This is a genomic window from Allobosea sp. GW821-FHT10B12, from assembly GCF_059415545.1.
In genome coordinates this window covers 20,120-41,211 of the sequence record NZ_JBWKNL010000008.1, presented here as the reverse complement: position 1 = coordinate 41,211, position 21,092 = coordinate 20,120, and the positions used below count along the sequence as shown (strand labels likewise).

At 66.5% G+C, this 21,092-nt stretch carries 21 protein-coding genes; 14 read left to right on the top strand and 7 right to left on the bottom strand.

Annotation, left to right across the window (positions count from 1 at the left end):
* The first annotated feature begins 75 nt into the window (after nucleotides 1-75).
* The 5 genes from AC07O0_RS23895 to AC07O0_RS23875 all read left to right on the top strand — a co-directional run bounded on the left by AC07O0_RS23895 (nucleotide 76) and on the right by AC07O0_RS23875 (nucleotide 5,623).
* Complete coding sequence (locus AC07O0_RS23895) at nucleotides 76-1,128, top strand: polysaccharide deacetylase family protein (protein ID WP_494626362.1); 1,053 nt, start codon at nucleotides 76-78, stop codon at nucleotides 1,126-1,128.
* Nucleotides 1,129-1,254: 126 nt separating this feature from the next.
* Complete coding sequence (gene serS / locus AC07O0_RS23890; RefSeq protein WP_494626360.1) at nucleotides 1,255-2,559, top strand: serine--tRNA ligase; 1,305 nt, start codon at nucleotides 1,255-1,257, stop codon at nucleotides 2,557-2,559.
* Between the two features lie 4 nt (nucleotides 2,560-2,563).
* Entirely contained in the window at nucleotides 2,564-3,325 is a 762-nt protein-coding gene (gene surE, locus AC07O0_RS23885) for a 5'/3'-nucleotidase SurE (protein WP_494626359.1), read from the top strand.
* Between the two features lie 11 nt (nucleotides 3,326-3,336).
* Nucleotides 3,337-3,999 (top strand): protein-L-isoaspartate O-methyltransferase family protein, encoded by a 663-nt coding sequence (locus tag AC07O0_RS23880; protein ID WP_494626358.1) that lies wholly within the window; start codon nucleotides 3,337-3,339, stop codon nucleotides 3,997-3,999.
* Between the two features lie 286 nt (nucleotides 4,000-4,285).
* A complete protein-coding gene (locus tag AC07O0_RS23875; RefSeq protein WP_494626356.1) occupies nucleotides 4,286-5,623 on the top strand; it encodes a peptidoglycan DD-metalloendopeptidase family protein in 1,338 nt (445 codons plus the stop codon).
* Nucleotides 5,624-6,130: 507 nt separating this feature from the next.
* Here the strand turns inward: AC07O0_RS23875 and AC07O0_RS23870 are convergent.
* Entirely contained in the window at nucleotides 6,131-7,018 is an 888-nt protein-coding gene (locus AC07O0_RS23870; RefSeq protein WP_494626354.1) for an ATP-binding protein, read from the bottom strand.
* Between the two features lie 286 nt (nucleotides 7,019-7,304).
* On the opposite strand from AC07O0_RS23870, the gene yajC reads away from it, so the two are divergent.
* The 5 genes from yajC to AC07O0_RS23845 all read left to right on the top strand — a co-directional run bounded on the left by yajC (nucleotide 7,305) and on the right by AC07O0_RS23845 (nucleotide 11,667).
* Entirely contained in the window at nucleotides 7,305-7,574 is a 270-nt protein-coding gene (yajC, locus tag AC07O0_RS23865; RefSeq protein ID WP_092163796.1) for a preprotein translocase subunit YajC, read from the top strand.
* A gap of 59 nt (nucleotides 7,575-7,633) precedes the next feature.
* Nucleotides 7,634-9,244 carry a protein translocase subunit SecD gene (secD, locus tag AC07O0_RS23860; protein WP_494626352.1) on the top strand — a complete coding sequence of 537 codons (1,611 nt, stop codon included), beginning with the start codon at nucleotides 7,634-7,636 and terminating at the stop codon, nucleotides 9,242-9,244.
* A 29-nt stretch (nucleotides 9,245-9,273) separates the two neighbouring features.
* Nucleotides 9,274-10,215 carry a protein translocase subunit SecF gene (gene secF / locus AC07O0_RS23855; RefSeq protein WP_494626350.1) on the top strand — a complete coding sequence of 314 codons (942 nt, stop codon included), beginning with the start codon at nucleotides 9,274-9,276 and terminating at the stop codon, nucleotides 10,213-10,215.
* A gap of 4 nt (nucleotides 10,216-10,219) precedes the next feature.
* Nucleotides 10,220-10,603 carry an Mth938-like domain-containing protein gene (locus tag AC07O0_RS23850; RefSeq protein WP_494626348.1) on the top strand — a complete coding sequence of 128 codons (384 nt, stop codon included), beginning with the start codon at nucleotides 10,220-10,222 and terminating at the stop codon, nucleotides 10,601-10,603.
* A gap of 182 nt (nucleotides 10,604-10,785) precedes the next feature.
* Nucleotides 10,786-11,667, top strand: coding sequence for a phytoene/squalene synthase family protein (locus AC07O0_RS23845; protein ID WP_494626346.1), 882 nt, complete (start codon nucleotides 10,786-10,788; stop codon nucleotides 11,665-11,667).
* A 180-nt stretch (nucleotides 11,668-11,847) separates the two neighbouring features.
* Here AC07O0_RS23845 and trmFO read toward each other — a convergent pair whose 3' ends face one another.
* Nucleotides 11,848-13,272, bottom strand: a complete 1,425-nt coding sequence (trmFO, locus tag AC07O0_RS23840) for a methylenetetrahydrofolate--tRNA-(uracil(54)-C(5))-methyltransferase (FADH(2)-oxidizing) TrmFO (protein WP_494626344.1) — start codon at nucleotides 13,270-13,272, stop codon at nucleotides 11,848-11,850.
* 169 nt (nucleotides 13,273-13,441) lie between these two features.
* Complete coding sequence (locus tag AC07O0_RS23835; RefSeq protein ID WP_092157112.1) at nucleotides 13,442-13,597, bottom strand: DUF1127 domain-containing protein; 156 nt, start codon at nucleotides 13,595-13,597, stop codon at nucleotides 13,442-13,444.
* Between the two features lie 455 nt (nucleotides 13,598-14,052).
* On the opposite strand from AC07O0_RS23835, the gene AC07O0_RS23830 reads away from it, so the two are divergent.
* From AC07O0_RS23830 to AC07O0_RS23815, 4 genes are all read left to right on the top strand, one after another.
* Nucleotides 14,053-14,700 (top strand): ceramidase domain-containing protein, encoded by a 648-nt coding sequence (locus tag AC07O0_RS23830; RefSeq protein ID WP_494626342.1) that lies wholly within the window; start codon nucleotides 14,053-14,055, stop codon nucleotides 14,698-14,700.
* Between the two features lie 90 nt (nucleotides 14,701-14,790).
* Nucleotides 14,791-15,129, top strand: a complete 339-nt coding sequence (locus AC07O0_RS23825; RefSeq protein ID WP_494626341.1) for an ArsR/SmtB family transcription factor — start codon at nucleotides 14,791-14,793, stop codon at nucleotides 15,127-15,129.
* Nucleotides 15,126-15,593 carry an SRPBCC domain-containing protein gene (locus AC07O0_RS23820; RefSeq protein WP_494626339.1) on the top strand — a complete coding sequence of 156 codons (468 nt, stop codon included), beginning with the start codon at nucleotides 15,126-15,128 and terminating at the stop codon, nucleotides 15,591-15,593. The genes AC07O0_RS23825 and AC07O0_RS23820 overlap by 4 nt, the downstream gene beginning before the upstream one ends.
* Before the next feature lie 90 nt (nucleotides 15,594-15,683).
* A complete protein-coding gene (locus AC07O0_RS23815) occupies nucleotides 15,684-16,358 on the top strand; it encodes an RraA family protein (protein ID WP_494626337.1) in 675 nt (224 codons plus the stop codon).
* Nucleotides 16,359-16,519: 161 nt separating this feature from the next.
* Here the strand turns inward: AC07O0_RS23815 and AC07O0_RS23810 are convergent, their stop codons facing one another.
* From AC07O0_RS23810 to motA, 4 genes are all read right to left on the bottom strand, one after another.
* The gene (locus tag AC07O0_RS23810; protein ID WP_494626335.1) at nucleotides 16,520-17,020 is read right to left on the bottom strand and encodes an invasion associated locus B family protein; all 501 of its coding nucleotides are present in this window, start codon (nucleotides 17,018-17,020) and stop codon (nucleotides 16,520-16,522) included.
* A 296-nt stretch (nucleotides 17,021-17,316) separates the two neighbouring features.
* Entirely contained in the window at nucleotides 17,317-18,984 is a 1,668-nt protein-coding gene (aspT, locus tag AC07O0_RS23805) for an aspartate-alanine antiporter (RefSeq protein ID WP_494626334.1), read from the bottom strand.
* Between the two features lie 106 nt (nucleotides 18,985-19,090).
* Entirely contained in the window at nucleotides 19,091-19,960 is an 870-nt protein-coding gene (locus AC07O0_RS23800; RefSeq protein ID WP_494626332.1) for a flagellar motor protein MotB, read from the bottom strand.
* 28 nt (nucleotides 19,961-19,988) lie between these two features.
* On the bottom strand, nucleotides 19,989-20,846 hold the full coding sequence (motA, locus tag AC07O0_RS23795) for a flagellar motor stator protein MotA (RefSeq protein ID WP_494626330.1): 858 nt from the start codon (nucleotides 20,844-20,846) through the stop codon (nucleotides 19,989-19,991).
* Nucleotides 20,847-21,092 lie beyond the last annotated feature (246 nt).

Genomic DNA, 21,092 nt, shown 5'->3' with positions numbered 1-21,092 from the left:
GTCGCGGACGTTGCAAGACAGCTTCGCCGAACAGCGTTAGCGAAGGGTTGAATCGATCTCTCGGAGACGCCGGGCATGAGCCTGCGCCACAAGGCTTTTTCGGCCGCCTTCGCGGCCATCGCGGCGACCGGCGCCGATCGCTGGGGCAGGGGGCTCGCCCAAGGCAAGGGCGCGATCCTGACGCTGCACCATGTCCGCCCGGCCGCGCTCAATGGCTTCCGGCCGAATGGCCTGCTCGAGATCACGCCGGACTTCCTCGACCGGGCACTGACGCTGATCCGGGCCGAGGGCTATGACATCGTCTCGCTCGATGAGGCGCTGGCGCGGCTGGCCGATCCGCGGCCCGGTCGCTTCTTCGTCGCGCTCACCTTCGACGACGGCTATCGCGACAATCTCGACCATGCTTGGCCGGTGCTGGCGAAACATGAGGCGCCGTGGACGCTCTATGTGGTGCGCGGCTTTGCCGAGCGCAGCGCGCGGCTCTGGTGGCTGGAGCTGGAGGAGGCGATCCGGGCGCTGCCGCGTGTCTCGGTCGAGCTGCCCGATGGCCGCTTCGACGCGCCAGCTGGAACCGATGCCGAGAAGCAGAGTGCGTTCGACCGCCTCTACTGGCGCCTGCGCAAGGCGCCGGAAGCGATTCTGCTCTCGGTGATTTCCGGACTCGCAGTGCAGGCTGGCATCGACCCTGCTGCGCTGGTCGAGCGCGAATGCCTGCCGGTCGAGACATTGCGCTCGCTCGCCGGCGCGCCCGGCGTCACCATCGGCGCGCATACGCTGAGCCATCCGATGCTGGCCAAGCATCCGCAGGAGGTTGCGCGACGCGAGATCGTCGAGAGCAAGGCCTGGCTGGAGCAGGCTTTGGAGATGCCCATCCGCCACTTCGCCTATCCGGTCGGCGACCCGACCTCCGCCGGGCCGCGCGAGTTCGCTTTGGCCAGGGAGGCGGGGTTCGCGAGCGCCGTGACGACCCGGCCGGGCCATCTCTTCGCCGAACATGCGGGGCATCTCCACGCGCTGCCGCGCATCTCGCTCAACGGCCTGCACCAGAGCGAGGCTGCGCTCAGGGCCCTGCTCTCGGGGCTGCCGTTCCTCCTGTGGAATGGCGGGCGCAGGTTGCGGGTCGACTAGAGCGCGTGCCGCAAAGTGACCGGAGCCCTGTGGTGCCCGCACCGGCGTCGCGCGGACGGGGCGCTTCCGTGCCGGCGCGGCATGCTCTAGAGCATCAGCCGATTCCACAACGGATCGGCTTGGGCGATGTACGACATCAGATGGATTCGCGAGAACGCTGAGGCGTTCGATCGGGGCTTGCAACGACGCGGGCTTGAGAAACTGTCGTCGTCGCTGCTGACGCTGGACGATCAGCGCCGTGCCGCCATCGGCAAGTCGCAAGCCGCCCAGGAGCGCCGCAACGCTCTCTCCAAGGAGATCGGCAAGGCGATGGGCCAGAAGGACCTCGCCCTCGCCGAACAGCTCAAGGCCGAGGTCGCCTCGCTGAAGGAGCAGGTGCCGGCGCTGGAAGCCGAGGAGAAGGCTGCGGTTGAGGCGCTGAACGAGCAGCTTGCCGCGATCCCGAACAAGCCCTTCGACGAGGTGCCGGACGGCGTCGACGAGCACGACAATGTCGAATACAGCCGCCATGGCGTGAAGCCGGAGGAGGGCGGCAAGCGCTTGGTCGGCGTCAACCAGCCGAAGGAGCATTACGAGCTCGGCGAGGCCCTCGGCCAGATGGATTTCGAGACGGCGGCGAAGCTCTCCGGCTCGCGCTTCGTCGTGCTGGAGCGCCAGATCGCCCGCCTCAACCGCGCCATTGGCCAGTTCATGCTCGACACCCATGTCGAAGAGCACGGCTACACCGAGGTCAATCCGCCGCTGATGGTGCGGGATGACGCGATGTTCGGCACGGCGCAGCTGCCGAAATTCCGGGATGATCAGTTCCGGGCAGGCGAGGACCATTGGCTCATCCCCACAGCCGAGGTGCCGCTGACCAATCTCGTGCGCGAATCGATCCTCTCCGAGGAGGAACTGCCGCGCCGCTACACTGCGCTCACGCCCTGTTTCCGCTCCGAGGCCGGCTCGGCAGGCAGAGACACCCGCGGCATGCTGCGCCAGCACCAGTTCGAGAAGGTCGAGCTCGTCTCGATCACCGCGCCGGAAAAGTCGCGCGAGGAGCATGAGCGCATGCTCGCCTGCGCCGAGAATGTCCTGAAGAAGCTCGACCTGCATTATCGCGTCATGACGCTGTGCACCGGCGACATGGGCTTCGCCTCGCAGAAGACCTACGACATCGAGGTCTGGCTGCCCGGCCAGAAGACCTATCGCGAAATCTCGTCCTGCTCGGTCTGCGGCGATTTCCAGGCGAGGCGCATGAACGCCCGCTACAAGACCAGGGACGGCAAGGGCCCGTTCTTCGTCCACACCCTCAACGGCTCGGGCACGGCGGTCGGCCGCGCGCTGATCGCGGTGATGGAGAACTACCAGAACGCCGACGGCTCGATCACCGTGCCGGACGTGCTGGTTCCCTATATGCGCGGGGTGACCCGCATCGAGAAGGCGGCCTGAGCCCATGCGCATCCTGGTGACCAATGACGACGGCATCCATGCCGAGGGCCTTGCCGTCCTCGAGCAGATTGCCAGGCAGCTCTCCGACGATGTCTGGGTCGTCGCGCCCGAGACCGACCAGTCGGGCGTGGCGCATTCGCTGTCGCTGTCGAACCCGCTGCGCCTGCGCCAGATCGAGGAGAAGCGCTTCGCCGTGCAGGGCACGCCGACCGATTGCGTGATCATGGCGGTGCGCTCGGTCATGGCCGAGATGAAGCCCGATCTGGTGCTCTCCGGCGTCAATCGCGGCCAGAACGTCGCCGAGGACGTGACCTATTCCGGCACCATCGCCGCCGCCATGGAAGGCACGCTGCTCGGCATCCCCTCGATCGCGGTGAGCCAGGCCTATATGGCTGGTGACCGCACCAGCATCATCTGGGACTGCGCCCTGCAGCATGCGCCCGGCATCATCCGCCGGCTGCTGGAGGAGGGGATTCCCGAAGGAATCCTGTTCAACCTCAACTTCCCGAACATCGCGCCCGCCGAGGTCGCGGGCGTTGCGGTGACCGCGCAGGGGCGGCGCGACCAGGAGCTGATGCGGCTGGAGCCGCGGCGCGACGGGCGCGGCAACCCCTATTACTGGATCGCGTTCCAGCGTGGGAAGCACGAGCCGGCCAACGGCACCGACCTGCGCGCGCTCGCCGAGAAGAAGATCTCGGTGACGCCGCTCGAGCTCGACCTGACGCATGAGCCGACGATGACGCGCTTCGCGCAGCTCTTCGCCTGAAAGCCATTGGAATGAGCGAGGAGGGCGCCAGCAGCAGCGAGAGCGAGCGCACCGTCGCCTTCCTGCTGTCGCTCAGGGCGCGCGGCGTGCGCGATATCGCGCTGCTGCGGGCGATGGAACGCGTGCCGCGCGAGCATTTCGCGCCGTCGCGCTTCGCCGATCTCGCCCGGCAGGACGTTTCCGTGCCCTTGCCCTGCGGCCAGACCATGACGGCGCCACATACCGTCGCCGCGCTCGTCGGCGCGCTCGAGATGAAGCCCGATTGCCAGGTGCTCGAGGTCGGCTCCGGCTCGGGCTATGTCGCGGCGCTGCTCGCGGCGATGGGCGGCAAGGTCGTTTCGCTGGAGCGCTACCGCACGCTTGCGCTCGCGGCGCATGAGCGCCTCACCGGTGGCGGCTTCGCCAAGCTTGTCGAACTGCGCCATGCCGACGGTTTCCAGCCCGATCGCACGCTCGGCCGCTTCGAGCGCATCCTGGTCAACGGCGTGATGCAGACGGTGCCGGAGGCGCTGCTGGCCCGGCTCGAGACCGGCGGCCGGCTGGTCGGCGCGCTGCGTGTCGAGGGGGCAGGGCGGCTCGTCGTCGTCACGCGCAGCGAGGATGGCTTCGACCACGCCCTCGGCGGGGTCGTGCGCATCCCGCCACTGGCGCCGGGATTGTCGCAGGCGCTGTGAGCGGCGCCATTCCAGGGCAGGCCAAGGCCTGACGCTGGAACCTTCAATGCTCTTCCAGCTCGTCATGCTCGGCCTTGTGCCGAGCATCCACGTCTTGAACGCCACGCTCGACCAGCGAAGACATGGATGGTCGGGGCAAGCCCGACCATGACGGGGAGCCCCCCGTCAGGAAGATTGCGGCCCCCTTCAGAAATTCACCTGAGCTGTCAGCAGCGAAACGCCTTCTTAACCTAACCGGCTCTTTAATGCGGACCGTAGAGTTGCGTCGTTCGCGAGTGCAGAGTCCATGCGTAAGCAAGTCGAGCTGGCCGTGCCGAAATCCGTGGTTCGCGTCGTGTCGGTCTGCGCCCTTGCAGCCGGTCTGGGCGCCTGCTCCTCGGAGGCGATGCGCTTCACCGAGGCGCCCTTCAGCAACCCCTTCAAGACGGCTCAGGCCCCTGCGTCCCAGCGCGATCCGGCGACCACCGGCTCGATCGGCCGCAGCGCGCCCAGCCAGTCCTATGAGACGGCCTCCGCCACCGGCAATCCGGGCGTGCGCAGCCAGCCTCTGCCGCCGCCGACCTCTTCGGTCGCCCTCCGCGCGACGCCGCCCGCGGCTCCTGCTCCGAGCGCGCCAGGTTCCGCCGCCGGCTGGAGCGCCCAGGGCGGCACGCCGATCGTCGTCGCCCATGGCGAAACGCTGGAAGTGATCTCCGGCCGCTACGGCGTGCCGCGCTCCGCGCTGATGCAGGCCAACGGTCTCTCCGGCGAGGTCACGCCGGGCTCGCGCATCGTCGTCCCCGTCTATAATGGCGGTGGCGCCCAGACCGCCGCGCGCCAGCCGGCGCCGAGCGACAACCGTTTCGAGCAGCCACGCCTCGCGCCGCCGCCGGTGTCGCGTCCGGTTGCGTCCGTGCCTGCCAGGCCGGCCGCTGCTCCCAAGGTCGTGGCCGTCGATCCCAGGGTCGAGGCGGCCGAGGCCAAGGAGAAGGCCGCCGCCGACGCCAAGCGCATGGGCGAGGCCCGCGCTCGCTTCGCTGCCGAGGCCAAGGCCAAGGCGGCTGCCAAGGCGGCCAACGAGACCAAGACCGCGGCCCTGCCGGCCCAGCCTCCCGCTGCCAAGCCCAAGGCTGCTGCGCCGGTTGTCGCCAGCGCTCCGGCTGACAAGGTCACCACTCAGCCCAGGGCCGTCGCGCCTGCTCCGGAGCCGAAGGCGCCCGAGCCGCAGACCACCGCGAGCCTGCCCAAGGCCGAGGAGTCGGCTTCGTCCAGCGCCGATTTCCGCTGGCCGGCCCGCGGCCGCGTCATCGCCGGCTATGCCGGCAAGGGCGGCAACGAAGGCATCAACATCGCAGTGCCGGAAGGCACGCCGGTCAAGGCGGCCGAGGGCGGCGTCGTCGCCTATGCCGGCAGCGAGCTCAAGGGCTATGGCAATCTCGTGCTGATCCGCCACCCGAACGGCTATGTCTCGGCCTACGCCCATAATGGCGAGCTCAGCGTCAAGCGCGGCGAGCAGGTCAAGCGCGGCCAGGTCGTCGCCAAGTCGGGCCAGTCCGGCAACGTCAACTCGCCGCAGCTGCACTTCGAGCTGCGCAAGGGTTCGACCCCGGTCGATCCGATGCCCTATCTCAGCAGCAGCAACTGATCCCGGTTAGACTTCGACCGGCATTCGCGAGACCCCACCGGTCGAAACCAGGCGGGGCGGTCCCAGGAAAGGCCGCCCCGTTTTGCTTTGTCTAAAGCACGTCACGCTCGGGCTTGACCCGAGCATCTCAGCTTGGAGAGGAGGCTGACCGACGCGCTCCTCATCAGGAGCTTCTCAAGGCCATTGCATTCTGAAATGACGATCTGAGGGTTTTCAACTTAGCCTTAAGTTGCCGGTCATGTTCAGATTATAACTTACTTTTATCGCCAAATTTATCCAAGATCATATAGCATATAGCTAGCGCCGATATGTAAGCTGGGATTCCCCACCATCTGTCATATAAGGTTTCAAGCTTAGCGGTGTTTCCGTCGGCTCTTGTCGACAGAATACTATAGCCGTAAATCGCCAACATGATGAGATGAAGCCACCAAAGCTGAATTAAGACGTAGCTCAGTGCCTTTTTCATGGGAGTTTCCCGTTTCGAGCCAGCTTTTATTCTAAGCTCGCTCACTCCGCCAATCTCTTTTCCAGCCGCCCGGCCAGATCCTGGATGTACTGCCAGGCGGTGCGTCCCGAGCGCGAGCCGCGCGTCGTCGCCCATTCCAGCGCCTCGCGGCGCAATTGCTCGGGTTCGATCTTGAGCCCGAAATGGCCGACATAGCCGTCGATCATCGCCAGGTATTCGTCCTGGCTGCATTTGTGGAAGCCGAGCCAGAGGCCGAACCGGTCCGACAACGAGACCTTCTCTTCCACGGCCTCGCCAGGATTGATCGAGGTCGAGCGTTCGTTCTCGACCATCTCGCGCGCCAGCAGATGCCGGCGATTCGAGGTCGCGTAGAACACGACGTTCTCCGGCCGGCCCTCGACGCCGCCGTCGAGCGCCGCCTTCAACGACTTGTACGAGGTGTCCTGGCCGTCGAAGGAGAGGTCGTCGCAGAAGACGATGGCGGGGTGCGGGTCGGCCTTGAGCAGCCCCATCAGCACCGGCAGGCTCTCGATGTCCTCGCGATGGATCTCGATCAGCTTGAGGGGGAGGGCGCCGGCCGGCAGGCGCTGATTGGTGTCGGCATGCACGGCCTTGACCAGCGACGACTTGCCCATGCCGCGCGCGCCCCAGAGCAGGACGTTGTTGGCCGGCAGGCCGCGGGCGAAGCGCTCGGTGTTCTCGGCCAACGTGTCGCGCACATGATCGACGCCGCGCAGCAGCGAGAGCGCCACCCGGTTCACCTTGGCGACCGGCGCAAGCTCGTGTCCGGCCGCATGCCAGACGAAAGCGTCGGCAGCGGTGAGATCGGCTGGGCGCCGGGCCGGCGGAGCGAGGCGTTCGAGCGCGTCGGCGATGCGCAGCAAGGTGGCGAGCGTCGGATCGGTGGCGGTGTCGGTCATTGCAGGCATGTCCGCATAAATGATGCGTACCGAACGGTACGGTACGCTCATAAACCTCCACGACCTCGGAAGGCAAGACCATTGCGCGCAGGGCAGGGAGCGCTTAGCTGGGGGATGCGGCCGAAAGACCGGTTTCGCTTTCGATTGATTTCATGACATCGCTGGCTATAGTCCGCGCGATTTTGCAACCCCCGCGCCGGCCGGCCGTCAATCGGCGGCGACGTGAAGGAGCCTTCCCGTGATCACCCCCGCTTTTGCCCAGGGCCTTGGAGGCGGCGGCACCAACGACGTGCTGATGTCGCTGGTTCCGTTCGTCCTGATCTTCATCATCATGTGGTTCCTGATCATCAGGCCGCAGCAGAAGCGGGTGAAGTCGCATCAGGAGATGATCAAGAACGTGCGCCGCGGCGACACGATCATCACCTCGGGGGGCATCATCGCCAAGGTCTCGAAGGTGGTGGACGACACTGAGATCGAGGCCGAGATCGCCGATGGCGTGCGCGTGCGCATCCTCAAGGGCATGGTGTCGGACGTGCGCGCCAAGGGCGAGCCGGTCAAGAGCTGAAGGCCGTGAGGCGCGGGGCTTGAAGGCACCCGCGCCCGCCAACAAGGCTGTTCATACAGATGCTTCGTCTCCAGGCCCGCAAGGTCATTCTCGTTCTGCTCGTGCTGGTCTTCGGCTGCGGGCTCGCCGTGCCGAACCTGTTCTCGCCCGAGACCCGCAAGGCGATCGAGCAGGGCGCCCCGGCCTGGATTCCGCGCTTCCTGCTGCCGATCCATGCGATGACGCTCGGCCTCGATCTGCAGGGCGGCTCGCACGTCCTGCTCGAGATCGACCGCGCCGACCTGATCCGCAGCCAGGTCACGCAGCTGCGTGACGATGTCCGCCGCATCCTGCGCGAAGAGCGCGTCGGCCTGCAGGGCGGCATCGGCCTGACCCCGCGCGGTGTCCAGTTGCGCGTGCCTGAAGCGGCCGACCGCGCCAAGCTGATGCCGAAGTTCCGCGAGCTCGCCCAGCCGATCGGCACCTTCGGTGCCTTCGGCCCCTCCGGGAACCAGTCGATCGAAGTCGCCGAGAATCCCGACGGGCTGATCCAGCTCAACGTCACCGAGGCCGGCGCGAACGAGCGCATCCGCCGCGCCGTCGAGCAGGCGATGGAAGTGCTGCGCCGGCGCGTTGACGCGCTCGGCACCACCGAGCCGAACATCCAGCGCCAGGGCCTCGACCGCATCCTGGTCCAGGTGCCGGGCCTGCAGGATCCGCAGCGCCTGAAGCAGATCCTCGGCGAGACCGCCAAGCTCCAGTTCCGCATGGTCGCGGACCAGAACGCCAGCGATGTCGACATGCTGCCCTCGCAGGATCAGGGCGGCCAGCCGATCCCGATCAGCCGCCAGGTCATCGTCGAGGGCGAGGACCTGATCGACGCCCAGCCGGCCTTCGACCAGCGCACCAGCCAGCCGATCGTCAATTTCCGCTTTAACATCCGCGGCGCCCAGCGCTTCGGCCAGGCGACCACCGAGAATCTCGGCCGCCAGCTCGCCATCGTACTCGACAACAAGGTGATCTCGGCCCCGGTGATCCAGTCGCCGATCACCGGCGGCTCTGGCCAGATCTCCGGCAACTTCACCGTCGAGCAGGTCAACAACCTCGCCATCCTGCTGCGCGCCGGTGCGCTGCCGGCGAAGATGACGATCGTCGAGGAGCGCACCGTCGGCCCCGGACTCGGCCAGGATTCGATCCAGGCCGGCAAGATGGCGACGGTGATCGCGACCGTGCTGGTCATCCTCTACATGATCGGCAATTACGGGCTGTTCGGCTTCATCGCCAGCATCGCGCTGCTCGTGCACGTCTGCCTGATCCTCGGGCTCATGTCGCTGCTCGGAGCGACCATGACCTTGCCGGGCATCGCCGGCATCGTGCTCACCATCGGCACGGCGGTCGACTCGAACGTGCTGATCTATGAGCGCATGCGCGAGGAATCCAAACTCGGGAGGTCGCTGGTCTCGGCGCTCGAGGCCGGCTTCACGCGAGCCTTCGCCACGATCATCGACTCCAACGTCACCATGCTGATCGCCGCCGTCGCGCTGTTCGCACTCGGCTCCGGCCCGGTGCGCGGCTTCGCCGTCGTCTTCATCCTGGGCATCCTGACCACGGTCATCACCGCGGTGACACTGACGCGCATGCTGATCGCGCTCTGGTATCGCTGGGCGCGGCCGAAGGCCCTTCCGTTCTGAGCCCGCAGGCCAGGAGTTAGAGAAAAACCATGCGCCTGCTTCGCATCGTTCCCGACAACACCAAGTTCCGCATCGTCCACTGGCGGCGGCTCGCCTACCCGTTCTCGGCCGCCTATTCCGTGCTGGTGCTGGTGCTGTTCCTGACGGTCGGCCTCAATTTCGGCATCGATTTCCGCGGCGGCACGCTGATGGAGATGCAGGCCAAGAGCGGCAAGACCGACATTGCCCAGGTGCGCCAGACCGCCAATAGCTTCGGCTTCGGCGAGGTCGAGGTCCAGGAATTCGGCAATGCCGGCGACCTCTCCATGCGCTTTGCGCTGCAGCCGGGCGGCGAGGTCGCGCAGCAGGCGGTCGTCACCAGGGCGCGGGCCGCATTCTCCGAAGCCTATGAGTTCCGGCGGGTCGAGACGGTCGGCCCGCGCGTTTCGGGCGAGCTGGTCCAGGCCGGCACGCTCGGTGTCGTACTCGCGATCATCGGCGTGCTGGTCTATCTCTGGTTCCGCTTCGAGATGCAGCTCGCCATCGGCGCGATCGTCGGCACCATGCACGACATCGTGCTGACCATGGGCTTCTTCCTGATCACGCAGCTCGAATTCAACCTGACCTCGATCGCGGCAATCCTGACCATCGTCGGCTACTCGCTGAACGAGACCGTGGTCGTGTTCGACCGTACGCGCGAATTGCTGCGTCGCTACAAGACCATGCCGATCCCGGAACTGCTCGACCTCTCGGTCAACTCGACCCTGTCGCGCACCGCGATCACCTCGACCACCACCATTCTGGCGCTGGTCGCGCTGGTCTTCTTCGGCGGCACGGCGATCGAGGGCTTTGCGCTTGTCATGCTGTTCGGCGTGATGGTCTGCACCTATTCGGCGATGTTCATCTCTACGCCGGTGCTGCTCTATCTCGACGTCCGCGCCGGCCGCCTCGACCAGAGCGAGGAACTGGCCGAGGCCAAGGCACGGGTCTAAGGGGTTGGTGGAACGACGCTTCGACGGTTTCGTCCCCGGCCGCTACCAGCTCGATGCCTTTGGCGCCGGCGGCTTTCGTTTCGCCGGTATGAGTCATCGCGGCTCGATCCTGGCGACGCCGTCCGGTATCCGGATCTGGCCGGTCACCTCGTTCGCGCAGGTGACGCTGGCAAGCCTGCAGCCGGTTCTCGACGAGGCCGAGACGATCGACTTCCTGATCCTCGGTATCGGCCACGACATCGCCTTCCTGCCGCCGTCCTTGCGCGATCCCTTCAAGGCGGCGGGCGTTACCGTCGAGGCGATGGCGACGCCCGCGGCGGCGCGCACGTACAACGTCTTGGTCGGCGAGGAGCGACGCGTTGCCGCGGCGCTGATCGCGGTGGAGTAAAGGCATCGTGCTCGGGCTTGGCCCAGAGCAAGAGATTCTCGGGTCTACGCTCCGCTCCGCCCGAGAATGACGGACATCGATCAAATCCAACCAGCCATGCCGCTCCCGCGTAGCCAAGCCAGCCGACCCGGCCTAGACTGCCGGCGCTTCGACCCGCGTGACGGCGGGAGCGGGGAGGGCGCATGACCACGAAAACCGAGGACCGCGCCGGCACTGCGCCGGGTCCGCTCTCGCAGGCCTATGGTTATTGCCTCGCGCTGGTGCGCGAGCACGATCCAGACCGCTACATCGCCTCGCTCTATGCGCCCGAGGCGCTGCGCCCCGGCCTGTTTGCCCTCTACGCTTTCAGCCACGAGATCGCGCGCGTCCGCGAACAGGTCAGCGAGCCGCTACCGGGCGAGGTCCGCCTGCAATGGTGGCGCGACGTGCTCGAGGCCGGCCCGGACGCGCCTGCGCCGGGGCACCCGGTCGCGCAGGCGCTGCTCGACACCGTCAGGCGCTTCCGCCTGCCGATCGCCCCGCTCTCGAGCCTGATCGAGGCGCGCGTCTTCGACCTCTATGACGATCCCATGCCCGCGCTCTCCGACCTCGAAGGCTATGCCGGCGAGACCTCGAGTGCGCTGATCCGGCTCGCTTGCCTGGTGCTGGCCCAGGGCCGCGATCCCGGCGGTGCGACCGCTGCCGGCCATGCCGGCGTCGCCTATGCGCTTGCCGGGCTGATGCGCGCCTTCCCCTGGCATGCGGCCCGCGGCCAGGTCTATCTCCCGGCCGACCTGCTCAGCCGCAACGGCGTCACCCGCGAGGACATCGTCCGCGGGCGCGGCGGGCCGGGGCTGATCTATTCGCTGAAGGAGATGCGGGCGCTGGCGCGTATTCATCTGCGCAAGCTCAACGATCTCAGCGCCACCGTGCCGGATGCGGTAAGGTCGGCCTTCCTGCCCGTCGCGCTGGTCGAGCCCTATCTCAGGCAGATGGAGCGGCGCGGCTACGATCCCTACCGCACGATCATCAGCCTCTCACCGCTGCGGCGGCAATGGACGTTGTGGCGCGCGGCGCGGACGTAGAACTCACGGGCGAAGAATAGGGCGCGGGGAACCCTCTCCTGTAAGGAGAGGGTAGGGTGAGGTGTAGGCCGCTGGACCAGTGACGCGACTTGCTGACTGCGCGGTTGGGTTCAGGCCAACGTTTCCAGTCCGAACACCTCACCCCTACCCCTCTCCTTCCAGGAGAGGGGATCCCGCGGTTCACTCCGCCGCCTGCACACTTGCCTTGCCGACCCACCCATCGAGCTCGATCTTCGCGCGCGCCGTCAGCGCTTGCTTGCGGGCGAGGCTCTTGGCCGGGCCCTTCAGGCGCTTGCCGTCGGGCCCGGTCGTCGCGACGCCCTCGATATGCGGGAACAGGCCGAAATTGATGTTCATCGGCTGGAAGGAGCGCGGCCCCTCGTCGATGGTGACGATGTGGCCGCCGGTGATGTGGTTGACCAGCGCTCCCAGCGCAGTCGTCGCCGGTGGCAGCGAAAGCGGCTGGCCGAGCCGCTCGGCCGCGGCGAGCCGCCCGGTCAGCAGGCCGATCGCCGCGCTCTCGACATAGCCCTCGCAGCCGGTGATCTGCCCGGCGAAGCGCAGGCGCGGGTCGGCCTTCAGCCGCAACTGCGGATCGAGCAATTCCGGCGAATTGAGATAGGTGTTGCGGTGGATGCCGCCGAGCCGGGCGAACTCGGCATTCTCCAGCCCGGGAATCATCCGGAAGATCGCGGCCTGCTCGCCATATTTCAGCTTGGTCTGGAAGCCGGTCATGTTGAACAGCGTACCCAGCGCATTGTCCTGGCGCAGCTGGACGACGGCATAGGCCTTCACTGTCGGATTGTGCTTGTTGGTCAGGCCGACCGGCTTCATTGGCCCCCAGCGCAAGGTCTCGCGGCCGCGCTCGGCCATGACCTCGATCGGCAGGCAGCCGTCGAAATAGGGCGTGCCCTCCCACTCCTTGAACTCGGTCTTCTCCGCCGCCAGCAGCGCGTCGATGAAGGCCTCGTACTGGTCGCGGTCGAGCGGGCAGTTGATGTAGTCGGCGCCGGTGCCGCCGGGCCCGGCCTTGTCGTAGCGCGACTGGAACCAGGCCACGTTCATGTCGACCGAATCGAAATGGACGATCGGAGCAATCGCGTCGAAGAAGGCGAGTTCACCTGCTCCCGTCAGCGAGCGGATGCCCTCGGCCAGCGCCGGCGAGGTGAGCGGGCCGGTCGCGACGATGACCTTGTTCCATTCGGCCGGCGGCAGGCCGGCGATCTCGCCGCGTTCGATCGTGACGTTGGGGTGGGCTTCGAGGGCGGCGGTGACGGCAGCGGAGAAGCCGTCGCGATCGACCGCGAGCGCGCCGCCCGCCGGGACCTGGTGCGCATCGCCCTTGGCCATGATCAGCGAGCCGAGCCGGCGCATCTCCCAATGCAATTGGCCGACGGCGTTGGACGACGAATCGTCCGAGCGGAACGAGTTGGAGCAGACCAGCTCGGCCAGCCCTTCCGTCTTGTGGGCGTCGGTGCCGCGCACCGGGCGCATTTCATGCAGGACGACCGGAACCCCGGCCTCCGCGATCTGCCAGGCGGCTTCCGAACCAGCGAGGCCGCCGCCGACGATGTGGATGGGTGCGATTGCGGTGGATGTTGTCATGGCCGCGATGTGTCCGCGGCGGCGCCCGAGGTCAAGGGCATTGGGCTGCATCCAGGCCCAGAAACGCAAAATGCCCGCTCGAAAGCGGGCATTCGCTCTTCGACCAGACCCTGAGGGGAGGAACGCGGGGTCTAGGAGAAACTACTCGTCCAACCTGGGCGGTCGGAAATCAGGCCGTCGCGTGGGTGCGGGCGACGTACTGGATGTCCGAGCGCGACAGGCCGAGGTCGTCGAGCTCACGATCGGTGAGGCGGGACAGCTCGCGGACGGTCTCGCGATAGCGAAGATAGGCGCGGATCTTGGAAGCGATCATGGACAGGAACATGGTGATAACCTTTTGGTTTTTCGGGGTTTGGCCCCGACAGCGATGAATTCGTTGTGCACTGCATATAGAGAGGTCATCGTGCTTCTCACAGGGGCGCGTCGTCAGTTCTGTTATGCTTTCAACGCATGACAAATTAAGAGATCGTTTGCAAAAAGGCCGCAGACCCGCGCAGGGCGCTTAACGATTTTGTCAGAACAGTGAAAATTGAGCCTAATTTTTAGGCGAAGAATGCGACGAGGCCCAGGGTCGCTCAATTTTGATAAAAATCTACGCAAATTGGACGCGGCTCGCTATGCGATTTGCACTGCAACATTGGTTGCCGGGCCAAGGGGCGGCGTAACGACCTGTTCACCATGGCCGGATTCGGCGACTATCGCCCTGTTCAGCGGCGGGCGTCATGCGCGTGCATGAGACTGGCGGCATGATTCGTAGATTCGGGGTGGGGTGGCCGAAGCATGCAGGGCACGGGCTATTGCGAGCGGCTGAGCGGGGCCTTCTGGGCCGAGCCGCTCAATGCGATCAGCAACGCCGCCTTCCTGCTGGCGGCGTTGGCGGCATTTCTCATATTGCGGCGGCAGGGGGGGCGTGATTGGCCGGTTGAGCTGCTGATGGCGCTGGTCGCAATCATCGGCGTCGGCTCCTTCCTGTTCCACACTATGCCGCAGCGCTGGACCCTGCTGGCCGATGTCGTGCCGATCCAGCTCTTCGCGCTCTGCTATTTCGGCCTGGCGCTCAACCGGTTCCTCGGACTGTCGCCGCTTGTCGCGGCGATCGGGGCGCTGCTCTTCCTCGCCGCCTGCTTCGGTCTGGCTTCGGTGCTCTCGCCGTTCCTGCCCGCCGGCATGCGCGGCTCGGCCGGCTATGCCGGCTTTCTGATCGGTCTTTTTGGCGTCGCGCTGGCGGCAAAGCTGCGCGGTGATGCCGCGACCGGCGCGCGGATCGCCGTCGCCGGTCTCGTCTTCGCCCTGTCGCTCAGCTTCCGCTCGCTCGATTCCGCGCTGTGCGGCGCGGTCCCGTTCGGCCTGCACTGGGGCTGGCATTTGCTCAACGGGCTGCTGCTTTATCTACTGCTGCGGGCAGCCATCCTCGCGCCGCGTTCCTGAGCCGCATCGCCGTTTCGCCATGGCGCCGAAGAAGGCGCTTGACGATGCTTGACTAGTTATATAACAGATAAATTATATAGAGAGGTCGACATGAACAGGTTGGACGCAGCCTTTTCCGCTCTCGCCGATCCGACGCGCCGGGCGATCCTGGCGCGGCTGGCCCTCGGCGAAACCACGGTGATGGACCTCGCCGAGCCCTTCGCGATGTCGCAGCCCGCGGTGTCGCGGCACCTGAAGGTGCTGGAGGAGGCGGGGCTGATCACCCGGCGGATCGAGGGAACGAAACGGCCCTGCCGGCTCGCGCCGGGAGCGCTCGAGGAGATCGACAAATGGCTCGCCATGCTCAGGCGGGCTTTAGAGGCGAACTACGACCGGCTGGACCAGCTTCTGGCCGAGATGGAAGCAAGCAAAGAGAAAGACCGACAATGACCAAGCTTACCCTGACGACCGAAGGCGACACCCATGTCCTCGTCACCCGTCGCTTCAAGGCCTCGCCCGAGGCGGTCTACCGCGCCCATACCGAGACGGCGCTGATCCAGAAATGGCTGCTCGGCCCGGATGGCTGGACCATGCCGGTCTGCATCAACGACCACCGGCCCGGCGGCAAGTTCCGCTATGAGTGGACCGACGGCAAGGGCGAAGAGCTGACGCTCACCGGCGAATACGTCACCCTCGAGCCGTTCAGCCGCATCGTCCATATCGAGCGCTTCCATATGCCGGACGTCACGCCCGACAACCATATCGAGACCCGCTTCGAGGCCGATGGCCAGGGCACGCTGATGACCATGCGCATGACCCTGCCCGACGCCGCCACTCGCGAGATGATGCTCGCCACCGGCATGGAAGAGGGCATGGAGGCGAGCTATGCCCGCCTCGACGCGATGGCCGGCTGAGCGCTGTTCCGCCCCACGCAGCGGCGACGGCTTGACCCGCCGCCGGCCCGCCCGGAAGCTTCCCCTCTATTATAGGGAGAGGGGAAGCGCATGCCGGATCCGGCCCAGGAACTTGATCTCGCCGGGCTGAAGGGCCGGCTCTATTCGGCGGTGCTCTCCGACGTGCTCGACGAGCTCGGCTTCCCGAACCAGGCGGTGAAACCCTTCGTGCGCCCGCTCGACGAGGCCAGCGTGCTCTGCGGCTTCGCCCGCACCGGGCTCTACATGAAGCGCTACCATCTCCCGGCGGGGCACAACCCTTACGCCCTCGAAATGGACCTGATCGACAGCCTCAAGCCCGGCGAGATTCCCGTGCTCGCCTGCGACGGGCCGACCGACCGGATCGCGCCCTGGGGCGAACTGCTCACCACTGCCTCGAAGGTCAGAGGCGCTGCCGGCTGCCTCACCGATGGGCTGGTGCGCGATGTCCGCCGCATCCGCGAGCTCGGCTTCCCGGTCTTTCATGGCGGCATCGGCCCGCTCGACACCAAGGGCCGGGCCGAGATGATGGCCGCCGACGAGCCGGTCGAGCTCGGCGGCGCCCGCGTCGCGCCGGGCGATTTCGTCTTCGGCGACGTCGACGGCGTCGTTATCGTGCCCCGCGCCATCGCACGCGAGGCGATCCGGTTGGCGCTGGCCAAGATCGAGGCCGAGGGTTCGACCCGCGAGGAGCTGCTCGCCGGGAACAGCCTGCGCTCGGTGTTCGAGCGCCACGGGGTGTTGTGAGCCACTCTGTCATTCCGGGGCAGGCCGAAGGCCTGAGCCCGGAAACCAGAACCGATGTGCCTGGTCGTTCTGCAATCGGACGCCGTGCCTTGTCCAGTTGCGGCGTCGGTTCTGGGTTCCGGACCCTTCGCTACGCGAAGTCCCGGAAAGACGCGCCTTTGTCAGCCACACCGCTCCAGCAGCCGCGAGGCCGCGGTCACGCCTTCGAGCGAGAAGGTGTAGCTGGTTTCGTTGCCGCGGGCCGAGCGCGCCGCCAGCACCATCTCGTCACCGGCCTTCATCGCCGCGAGCAGTTCGCCCTCGCGCTCCAGCCGCTGCAGCCAGGCATTGTTGCCCGAGGTCAGCATGCGGAAGCTCTCGTCGCCGATCGTCACGGTGACGGTCGAATCCTTGGCGAAATCATAGCCGGTCTGGAAGCTCGACTCGGTGCGTGCCTGCGCGTTCGGCGCGGTCTGCACGAAGAAGAATACGTCGCCATGACGCAAAGTCGCAGGTGTCTCGGCATTCGGCGAGGAGACGATATAGCAACGCTTGCCTTTATCGCCGTCATAGGTGGCCGCGTTCCACTGCTTGAACTGGCCGAGTGGCTGGGCCGGCGCGGCGAAAGCCGTGGCCGAGGCCGCGAGAAGGCTGAGCGCCGCGAGAGGGGCCAGTCTGATCATCGGGTCATCTCCTGTTTGCAGTGCAGGGATGTCCAAGAGCGGTTTAACAAGGCGTAAACAAGACCCTCACAATGCCGTGCGACGGAAGGGCGCGGGGGGAGGGACCTCGCCGCCGCCATCGTCGCCTTCGGGCCCCCAAGTCGATGATCCAGTCGGCGGTCCTGATCAGATTATGCTCGATCACCACCACGGAATGGCCCTGCGCGACCGGCTCGTGCAGCACTGCCATCAGCCTGGCGAACTGGTCCATTTGGCGAGCGCTCACCTGCGGCGCCAGAATGGAGCCCGCAAGAGCGCTAGCCGATCAGCCCGACCATGCCGACGACGATGGGCCCCATCAACGGCAGCAGCACATTGGAGATCGCGTAGGTGACGGTGTAGCCGATGACCGGCGTGGAGTTGCCCGCGAGCGAGACGAGCGCGCTGATCGCGGGCGTGCTGCAATGCTGCCCGGCAATGGCGCCGAGCAGGATCGGCGCCTCGATCCGGAGCAGATAGCGGCCGATATAGAGCGAGGCGAGCGCGGGCAGGGCCGAGACCAGGATCGACAGCACCGGCAGGATGAGCCCGTATTGCTTGAGCAGGGCGAAGGCCTCCGGGCCGACGGAGAGCCCGACCGCGGCAATGAAGGTCGCGAGCCCGAAATCCTTCATGAAATCGGCGGCCGCATGCGGGATCGCGCCGCGCTGCGGCCGGTGCATGTGCAGCCAGCCGAAGATCAGGCCGGAGACCAGCGCGCCGCCGCCGGTGCCCAGCGTGAGGTTGAGCGCCCCGACCTGCAGGCCGAGCTCGCCGAGCAGGAGGCCGACGACGATGCCGAGCCCGAGCATGACGAAATCCGTCGCGGCGCTCGCCGGCAGCAGATGGCCGAGCTCCGGGGCGGCGCGGATGATCGCCTCCTCCGAGCCGTAGAGGGTCAGGATGTCGCCCTGCTCGAGAACCGAGCCGGGCAGGGCAGGGATGTTCTGGCCGAGCCGGCGAATGCGCGAGATGAAGACGCCGCGCCGCTGCTCGGCGCTGGCGAGCCGGCGCAGATCGCGGATCCGGCGCCCGCTCACCTCGCGGCGTACGAGCACGACCTCGCGCTCGACCAGCGGGACATTGTCGCCGGCCGGCATCGGCACTTCCGGGCCGAGGCGCTCGCTGACGGCGATTACGGAGCGCCGCCGGCCGAGCACCAGCACGATGTCGTCCGGCTCCAGCACGGTCTCGGTCGTCGCCTTGGTGAAGCCTGAGCTGCGCCCGACCTGATCGATGGTCACGACGCCGTTGACGCTGTTCTCGAAGGTGCCGACGGTGCTGCCGGCGATCGGCCCGACGCGGAAGCTGCGCGAGACGATCTCGGGTACGCCGTTCTCCTTGCCGGCCTCGTCTTCGGCCCCGAGGTCGCGGGCAAGCGCCGCCGAGGCCTCACGGATATCGACCCCGAGCAGCAGCGGGCCGATCTGCGTGACGACGACGACGATGGCGACGAGGCCGAACAGATAGGTGACGCTGTAGGCGGTGGCCATGTTGGCCTGAAGCCGCTCGATCTCGCCAGTCGGCAGAGAAAGCCGTGCAATCGCTTCGGAGGCGGTGCCTAGAACGGCGGATTCCGTCGCCGACCCGGCGAACAATCCCGAGGCCGTGCCGTAGTCGAGCCGGAAGAGCGCGACGGCCGCTACCAGCAACAGCAGCACCGTGACGACCTCGACGAAGGACAGGATGCCGTAGCGCCAGCCGCCGCGAATATTGTTGAAGAATTGTGGGCCCGCCGTGAAGCCGAGCGCGAAGATGAAGAGCGCGAAGGCGACGTTCTTCAGGTCCGGGCTGATCTTCACACCGAGCTGTCCGATCGCCAGCGCGACGAACAGCGTGCCGCAGACACCGCCGACCTGGACGGAGCCGATCCGGATCTTGCCAATCAGATAGCCGAGGGCCAGGGAAATGAAGAGCGCAACAACCGGTTGTTCAACGAATGACACGATGAAACCCAGTCTTGGAGCAAGCAGCGCTCAAGACTATCGGTCGCGCTCTCGCAGCACGCAAGGCCCAGCGATTTTCGCTTTCGTCAGCCGCGCGGCGACGTGTTCAGCGAAAGTGGTTCGGGGGCAATGGCGGCTCTTCGTTGAGCAGGGTGATCCTCACCCGCCGGTTTGGCGAGATGTAGGGATTGTCGGGGAAGACCGGCTCGGTGTCGGCGCGCCCCACCACGGAAGCGAAGCGGTCGTTGGGGAACCCTGCGCCCGACAGGATCTCGCGGACGGCGAGCGCGCGCCCGGTGGTGAGGCTCCAGGGATCGGCGCCCGCCGCCGAGCCCGGGCGCGGGGTGGCCGTGTGACCGGTGATCGCCAGGCGGTTGGGCAGGCGGCGCAGAGTGGGCGCAAGCGTCTCCAGCACGCGACGGGTGCTCGGGTAGGGCTGGACCGAGCCCTCGGGGAACATGGAGCGGCCGGACTCGTCCAAGAGGGCAACATCCAACCCCTCCTTGGTCGGCTCGATCACAATGTTGCGCGACAGATCGGCAATTTCGGGCATGCTCTGGAGCGTCTGCCGGAGGCTGGCTATCGCGCTGTGGTTGGCCTGCTGGCCGGCAACCGAGCGGTTGACCTCGCGGTCGGCGCTGCCGCCAGCGTTGGTCCGGCGCGCCCTGTCCTCCGGCTTGGTCCCGGTCGCCACCTCGCGCGGCGGCGACGGCTTGCTGCCTGATTTGTCGAGGGCGGTGCCCCACAGCATGCCGCCAGCGCCACTGGTGCTGGGGCTCAGAGCCCCCGGCGCGAAATACTCCGCCAGGCCTTCCTTCTGCTCCTGCGTCGTCATGCTGATCAGCCACATCAGCAGAAAGAACGCCATCATGGCGGTCACGAAGTCCGCATAGGCGATCTTCCAGGCGCCGCCATGGTGCGCATGCGCGGCCTTCTTGACCTTCTTGACGATAATCGTCTGGGCGGGCTTGGTCATCGAGTCCCTGCTGGAGATTGGGCCGGAGCTAGGCGGCCAGTTTGGCGGTTGCCGCTTCCACTTGGCTGAAGGTCGGGCGGACGTCGCTCATCAGAGCCTTGCGGGCAAATTCGACCGCCATCACCGGCGGCTGGCCGCTGATATGGGCGAGGAGACCCGCCTTGAGTGACAGGAAGTATTTGGCTTCCGCGTCGAAGGTGCTCTTGAGCGACGCCGCCATGGGCGCGAAGAAACCGTAGGCGACGAAGACGCCGAAGAAGGTGCCGACGAGCGCGCCGCCGATCAGATGTCCCAGCACCTCCGGCGGCTCCTTGATCGCCCCCATCGTCTTGATCACGCCGAGCACGGCGGCGACGATGCCGAGCGCCGGTGTTCCGTCGGCGATCGACTGCATGGCCGAAACGAGACGCTCCTGCTCCTGATGGTGCGTCTCCAGTTCCTCGTCCATGAGAGCGTCGATCTCGTGGGCGTTGTTGGCGCCCAGCGTCAACATGCGCATGTAGTCGCAGACGAATTCGACCGCATGATGGTTCGCAGCAAAGGTGGGGAAGGCATTGAACAGCGTCGACTCGCTCGGATTTTCAATGTGCTGCTCGACCGCGAGCATGCCCTTCTGCTTCACGAGCTTGTACAATGAATACTGCATCCCCAGCAGTTCGACATAGCACTCCTGGCTGTACTTGGAGCCCTTGAAGATCGTGCCGAGCATGGACGGCACGGCCTTGAGGACCGGCGCGGGGTTGCCGATGATGAAGGCACCGATCGCCGCACCGAGAATGATGACGAACTCGAACGGCTGCCAAAGGACCTCGAGGTGGCCACCCATCGCCGCGAAACTGCCGAAGACGCAGACGAAGACGATGATTGCGCCGACGATCAGCCGCATGGTTTTGCTACCCTCGCACCACAGCAGCTACAGCCCGCGCGAAGCCACTACCCGCCCGAAGAAATGAACGATCGAGGTTAATGGCGAGTTAGGGGCATGGCAGGCCTGGGGCGACAAATTGGCCCAGGGGCGGACATCGGAGGGCAATGACCAGCCCGCGGCTCGCCTGGCGAGCGGTGACTCCTGAGAATGACCACTGAGGACCGATCGCGGCTGGAGGGGTTCTGTTGCGCCTCCCGCGCCTCT